General features: G+C 28.4%; 6 protein-coding genes. 4 read left to right on the top strand and 2 right to left on the bottom strand.

Annotated elements, in window-relative coordinates; genetic code table 11:
* Together NL43_RS08310 and NL43_RS06945 are read right to left on the bottom strand one after the other, a co-directional pair.
* Window positions 1–519: hypothetical protein (locus NL43_RS08310; protein WP_198923196.1), on the bottom strand; the 519-nt coding region annotated here is incomplete at its 3' end.
* A 91-nt stretch (window positions 520–610) separates the two neighbouring features.
* The gene (locus NL43_RS06945; protein WP_069593326.1) at window positions 611–1,117 is read right to left on the bottom strand and encodes an ArsR family transcriptional regulator; all 507 of its coding nucleotides are present in this window, start codon (window positions 1,115–1,117) and stop codon (window positions 611–613) included.
* Window positions 1,118–1,435: 318 nt separating this feature from the next.
* On the opposite strand from NL43_RS06945, the gene grpE reads away from it, so the two are divergent.
* From grpE to NL43_RS06925, 4 genes are all read left to right on the top strand, one after another.
* Window positions 1,436–1,966 carry a nucleotide exchange factor GrpE gene (gene grpE, locus NL43_RS06940; RefSeq protein WP_069593325.1) on the top strand — a complete coding sequence of 177 codons (531 nt, stop codon included), beginning with the start codon at window positions 1,436–1,438 and terminating at the stop codon, window positions 1,964–1,966.
* A gap of 64 nt (window positions 1,967–2,030) precedes the next feature.
* Complete coding sequence (gene dnaK / locus NL43_RS06935) at window positions 2,031–3,878, top strand: molecular chaperone DnaK (protein ID WP_069593324.1); 1,848 nt, start codon at window positions 2,031–2,033, stop codon at window positions 3,876–3,878.
* Window positions 3,879–4,309: 431 nt separating this feature from the next.
* A complete protein-coding gene (gene dnaJ / locus NL43_RS06930; RefSeq protein ID WP_069593323.1) occupies window positions 4,310–5,461 on the top strand; it encodes a molecular chaperone DnaJ in 1,152 nt (383 codons plus the stop codon).
* A 64-nt stretch (window positions 5,462–5,525) separates the two neighbouring features.
* Window positions 5,526–5,942, top strand: a complete 417-nt coding sequence (locus tag NL43_RS06925; RefSeq protein WP_069593322.1) for a hypothetical protein — start codon at window positions 5,526–5,528, stop codon at window positions 5,940–5,942.
* Window positions 5,943–6,000 lie beyond the last annotated feature (58 nt).

Below are 6,000 nucleotides of genomic sequence, written 5' to 3'. Positions count from 1 at the left end.
ATTATTATTATTATTATTATTATTATTATTATTATTATTATTATTATTATTATTATTATTATTATTATTATTATTATTATTATTATTATTATTATTATTATTATTATTATTATTATTATTATTATTATTATTATTATTATTATTATTATTATTATTATTATTATTATTATTATTATTATTATTATTATCTGTACCTGGTGTATTTACAGGGTTTTCTGAATTTATTAAACTATTTCCAGATCTACTTTGTGATGTGTTACTTGTACTTGTTGCTTGTGAATTGGCTTTGTCTGTAGCAGCTGTTGCAGCAGTTTCTGCTGCATTTTGATCTGTGGTTGTACCTGTGTTTGATGATTCTGCGGCAGTTGGAGCAGCAAGTACATCTGTTATTGATGATTCTTCCGTATCTACACTTGCTAAGGGGTTTAATATATCTTCACCTATGTTTATTTGATATGTAGCTGCGATAATTCCTATTAAGGCTACTATTAAGACAGATAATAAAATTTTTTTATCCATCATTTCACCTATATCTTCAATATAATACTTGATTTGTGTAATCTATTAGTATATATTAATAGTATTTGTTTATTTTAAGTATATAAATTTTTTAATCATTGAGATTATAGCCGGGTATTGCTTTTGTTTTGGTTATATCGGTGATTATTGTTTTTGTTTTATGTTTTTCAGGGTTTTCTACTTTGTTTAGTAGTTCTTCTGCATATTTTAATGCATTTTTATATTTTTGTATTATTGTTTTAAGGTCGTTTATTGCTTCTTCATCACCCAGATATAGTCTTTCTTCAATGTTATATAGTTCTGTAAATTCCTCGCCCATCATGTGCATATTAATTGTGTCTGGTTTTATGAATATTTTTATTTCTATGTCTTGTGATATTTCATAGTATTTTCTTGGTCTTCCTCTTTCTATTTTCTGATATGTTGGATTGATTAGGCCTAGTTCTTCCATTGCTTTTAGGTGTCCTATTATTGCTTTTTGACCTATATTTAATTGTTGTGAAATTTGACTTACAAATCTTGGTTCATCAGTAAGTAATGCTAGGATTTCTCTTCTTGTTTTACATCCGATTACGTCAAGTACTGCTTCTAAGTCCATGTTATCCTCTTCTTATTTTATTTATTTTTTTCTTGTTTCTATGTTGTTTATTATATTTTTATCTATATATAAATCTTACCAAATGTAACTAAAATAGCATAATCTTTATATACTATGTTGTATTTATTTATTATTATCAAAAATTAGTTTTGTAACTTAAGGTTACTAAAATAACATAAAGTATATATAACATTTTGTTACTAAAGTATAATTAACAAAATAAAATATTTTATAACTTAGGGTTACTATAATAAAAAAAGCCCTTAAAAATTAAAAAGGACTCATAAATTAAATTTAAAAATAAATAAGGGTGAATAAATGACTGAAGAAGAAAAAAATCAAAAAACAACAGAAAACATAGAAGAACAAGAAGAAATTAATGAAAAAGAAAAAACAGAACCAACACAAGAAGAAATCATAAAACAACAAGAAGAAACAATACAACAATACAAAGATAAACTTCAAAGATCAAGAGCAGATTTCGAGAACTTCAAAAAACGATCAGAAAAAGAAAAACAAGACTTCATAAAATATGCCAATGAAGGATTAATACTTAATATACTGGAGGCATACGAAGATTTAGGACGATCTCTAGAAGTCAAAGAAGATAAAAATCTGAGAGAAGGAGTAGAATTAATTTACAAAAAACTCACAAAAATATTACAAGATGAAGGAGTAGAAGAAATAAAAACAGAACATCAAAAATTTGATCCATACAAACATGAAGCTCTACTCACAGAAAACAATGATGAATACGAAAATAATGAAATCATTGAAGACTTACAAAAAGGATACACACTAAATTCAAAAGTTATAAGATACTCAAAAGTAAAAGTATGTAAAAAATAACTTATTTAAAAAAAACAATTACGATAATACAATAATAATAAAATAATTAAAAAAGGTGATATATATGGCAGAAGAAAAAGTAATAGGAATCGATTTAGGAACAAGTAACTCCGCAGCAGCAGCATTAATTGGTGGAAAACCAACAATTATACCAAGTGCAGAAGGAGCAACACAATACGGAAAATCATTCCCAAGTTATGTAGCATTTACAGAAGAAGGAGAAGTACTAGTAGGAGAACCAGCAAGAAGACAAGCAGTAACAAACCCTGAAAATACAATAAGTGCAATTAAAAGACATATGGGTTCAGACTACACAGTAAACATACAAGGAAAAGATTACACACCACAAGAAATTTCTGCTTTAATTCTCCAAAAAATCAAAAAAGATGCAGAATCATTCCTAGGAGAACCAGTTAAAAAAGCAGTAATTACAGTACCAGCATACTTTGATGATAACCAAAGAACAGCAACAAAAGATGCAGGAAAAATTGCAGGATTAGAAGTACTAAGATTGGTAAATGAACCAACTGCAGCAAGTTTAGCATATGGATTAGATAAAACTGATGAAGAAGATGTAAATATATTAGTATTTGACCTTGGTGGAGGAACACTCGATGTAACAATCATGGAATTCGGAGAAGGAATCTTCGAAGTACAAGCTACAAGTGGAGACACTCAACTTGGTGGAACAGACATGGACCTTGCATTAATGAAATATATTGCAGATGAATTCAAAAAAGAAAATGGTGTGGACTTATTAAATGATGATCAAGCAGCACAACGTTTAAGAGAAGCAGCAGAAAAAGCAAAAATAGAATTATCCACAACATTAACCACAGATATTAATTTACCATTCATCACAGCAACACAAGCAGGACCATTACACTTAAACATGACATTAACCAGAGCAAAACTTGAAGAACTCGTAGATCCAATTATACAAAAATGTGGAGCACCAATTCAACAAGCAATAACTGATGCAAAAATGAGTAACAGTGACATTGATAAAATTATCCTTGTAGGTGGACCAACAAGAATGCCTTCAATCCAAAAATATGTTGAAGACTTTGTAGGTAAAAAAGTAGAAAGAGGAATTGACCCAATGGAATGTGTAGCATCAGGTGCATCAGTTCAAGGAGGAGTACTAGCAGGAGAAATTGATGACTTAGTATTACTCGACGTAACACCATTATCATTAGGTATTGAAACAATGGGAGGGGTAGCTACAAAACTCATTGAACGTAACACAACAATTCCTACCAAAAAAAGTCAAATATTTACAACAGCAGCAGATGGTCAAACAAGTGTAGATATTCATGTAGTTCAAGGTGAAAGACCAATGGCAAATGATAACACTACTCTTGGAAGATTCCAATTAGTAGGAATACCATCCGCACCAAGAGGAACACCACAAATTGAAGTAACTTTTGACATAGATTCAAATGGTATAATTAATGTATCTGCAAAAGATCAAGGAACTGGAAAAGAACAACAAATAACAATCACATCATCAAACAAATTATCTGATGAAGAAATTGAACAAAAAGTAAAAGAAGCAGAAGCACATGCAGAAGAAGATAAAAAACGTCAACAAGAAATTGAAATAAGAAACAATGCAGATACATTAGTATACACAGTTGATAAAACATTAGAAGAACTCAAAGATCAATTAGCAGAAGAAAAACAAACACTTCTTAAAGATCAACAAGCAGAACTCAAAGATGCAATAGAAAAAGATGATATTGACTTAATCAAAGAAAAATCAGAAACATTAGATAAAACAATACAAGAAATTGGAGCAGAAATATACCAACAAGCTGCAGAAGCACAACAACAAGCACAACAACAAGCACAAGATAACCCATCTCAAGCAGACGATGACACAATTGATGCAGACTTTGAAAAACAATAAATACATTTAAGAGATAATTAGTATCTCTTAATTAACCTTTTTAAAGCATTTTTTTTATAACATATAATGTAGTCATAAACTATAATGAAAATTATTATTGATAGGATTTTAATAAGTTTTCTGACAAAATAAATATTTTAAAAAAGAATAATAACATAATCTATTAGATATTCTATGAAAAAAGTTATTTAATAGTGTAGACGATAAAAGGAATATTTTAGAGTTTTATTATAAAAATTAACTTTAAATTAAATAAATACTCTGTTGCTCTATATGAAAAAAAAATAATTAGCTGTAATACTTTAAAATAAATATAAATAAAGAAATCCCATAATTAATTAAAGAAATAGTTAATGGGAAAATAACACTCAAAAAACTATTTTTTCCAAATTTTCATTATAATAATTTAAAAAGGAAAGGGAGTCAGAAAAATGGCAGATAAGAGAGATTATTATGAAGTATTAGGTGTAGATAAAAACGCCGATAAAAAAACAATTAAAAAAGCTTATCGTAAATTAGCTATGAAATATCATCCTGATAAAAATAGTGCTGCTGATGCTGAAGAAAAGTTCAAGGAATTAAGTGAAGCATATGGGGTTTTATCTGATGATGATAAAAGACAAAGATATGATACATATGGTCATGCAGGAATGGATGGCTTTAGTCAAGAAGATATATTTAACAATATAAACTTTGAAGATATATTCAGTGGATTTGGTGGAGGTCAAGGAGGATTTGGAAGTATTTTTGACCTTTTCGGATTTGGTGGAGGTTCTTCAAGAAATTCTGGTAGAGGTCAAGATTTAGAACAAGTTATTGATTTAACTCTTGAAGAAGTGTCAACTGGAGTTTCTAAAAAGATTGATGTAAGACATAAAAAAACATGTCCAACATGTAATGGATCTAAAGCAGAACCTGGTTCCTCCTCAAAAACTTGTTCAAATTGTAATGGTGCTGGTCAGGTAAGACAAGTACAAAATACGCCACTAGGTCAATTTGCAACGGTATCTCCATGTCCACAATGTAATGGTGAAGGACAAATTATAGAAAAACCATGTACTGATTGTAGGGGTAAAGGATTAAAATCTACTGTTAATACCATTTCTATTAATATACCTGCAGGTGTAGAGACAGGGTCTCGACTAAGAGTTTCTGGTGAAGGAGATGATGGAATAAATGGAGCTCCTTCTGGAGATTTATATGTAACTATAAATGTATTAAAACATGACTTATTTAGACGGGAAGGTCAACACTTGTATTATGAACTACCAATAAGTTATGTTCAAGCATGTCTTGGAGATAAAGTGGATGTACCTACAATAGATGGAAAAACAGCAACACTTTCAATTCCTGCAGGAACACAAAGTGGAAGTACCTTTAAACTAAAAGGAGAAGGTATACAAAGAATTAACTGGGGTAAAGATAAAGGTAATCTCTATGTTAAAGTACACGTTGTTGTTCCTAAAAAATTATCTGATAAACAAAAAGAAATTCTTAAAGATTTCGCTGATGAAAGTGGTGAAGAAATTAGTCATGTTAAACATGGCTTCTTTGATAAAGTTAAAGAATCTTTTGGTAATTAATTAATCTCGATTCCTTTCTTTTTTTCAATATTTTTTTTTAACATTTTACTCTTATGTGGTTCTCATGATTATAACTGATGATGAAGTATTACTTGATTTAACTATTGATGATAATATTTATTTAAATCTAAAATTAAGTGATGTAGAAGAATTATTATTATCTTATAAACTATCTGCTAAATTATTAAAGCCTAAAGAATCTTTTTCTTTGAATAATATTTATATGTCTTTTTCTGATGATTCTGATAAAAATAAATTTTTTTGTAGAATCTATAAAACTTTAGAAGGTACAGATAGATGGATATTATTCATGATGGATAATATTGAAGGTTATGCATTATATATGGATCCAACTACAAATAAAATGGTATTATCATGGTATAACTCATTACTTAATGAACCATTAAATGAAGAATCTGAAAGGGATATGATAACATGTTATGTTCCAAAAAAATCTAAAGTGAAAACAATCATATATTAAATATAATATAAATAAAAATATACAGACTAAATAAATAATAAAATAAAATTGGAGAAAT

Source organism: Methanosphaera sp. WGK6 (assembly GCF_001729965.1).
In the GTDB taxonomy this organism is placed as follows: Archaea; Methanobacteriota; Methanobacteria; order Methanobacteriales; family Methanobacteriaceae; genus Methanosphaera.
The sequence above is the reverse complement of the archived record's forward strand: the minus strand, read 5'-3'. Positions and strand labels throughout refer to the sequence as shown.

What these genes read in the sequence shown, in the direction of transcription:
- grpE (WP_069593325.1), top strand. Translation starts at nt 1,436, where the DNA reads ATGACTGAAGAAGAAAAAAATCAAAAAACAACAGAAAACATAGAAGAA.
- NL43_RS06945 (WP_069593326.1), bottom strand. Translation starts at nt 1,117, where the DNA reads ATGGACTTAGAAGCAGTACTTGACGTAATCGGATGTAAAACAAGAAGA.
- dnaK (WP_069593324.1), top strand. Translation starts at nt 2,031, where the DNA reads ATGGCAGAAGAAAAAGTAATAGGAATCGATTTAGGAACAAGTAACTCC.
- NL43_RS06925 (WP_069593322.1), top strand. Translation starts at nt 5,526, where the DNA reads ATGATTATAACTGATGATGAAGTATTACTTGATTTAACTATTGATGAT.
- dnaJ (WP_069593323.1), top strand. Translation starts at nt 4,310, where the DNA reads ATGGCAGATAAGAGAGATTATTATGAAGTATTAGGTGTAGATAAAAAC.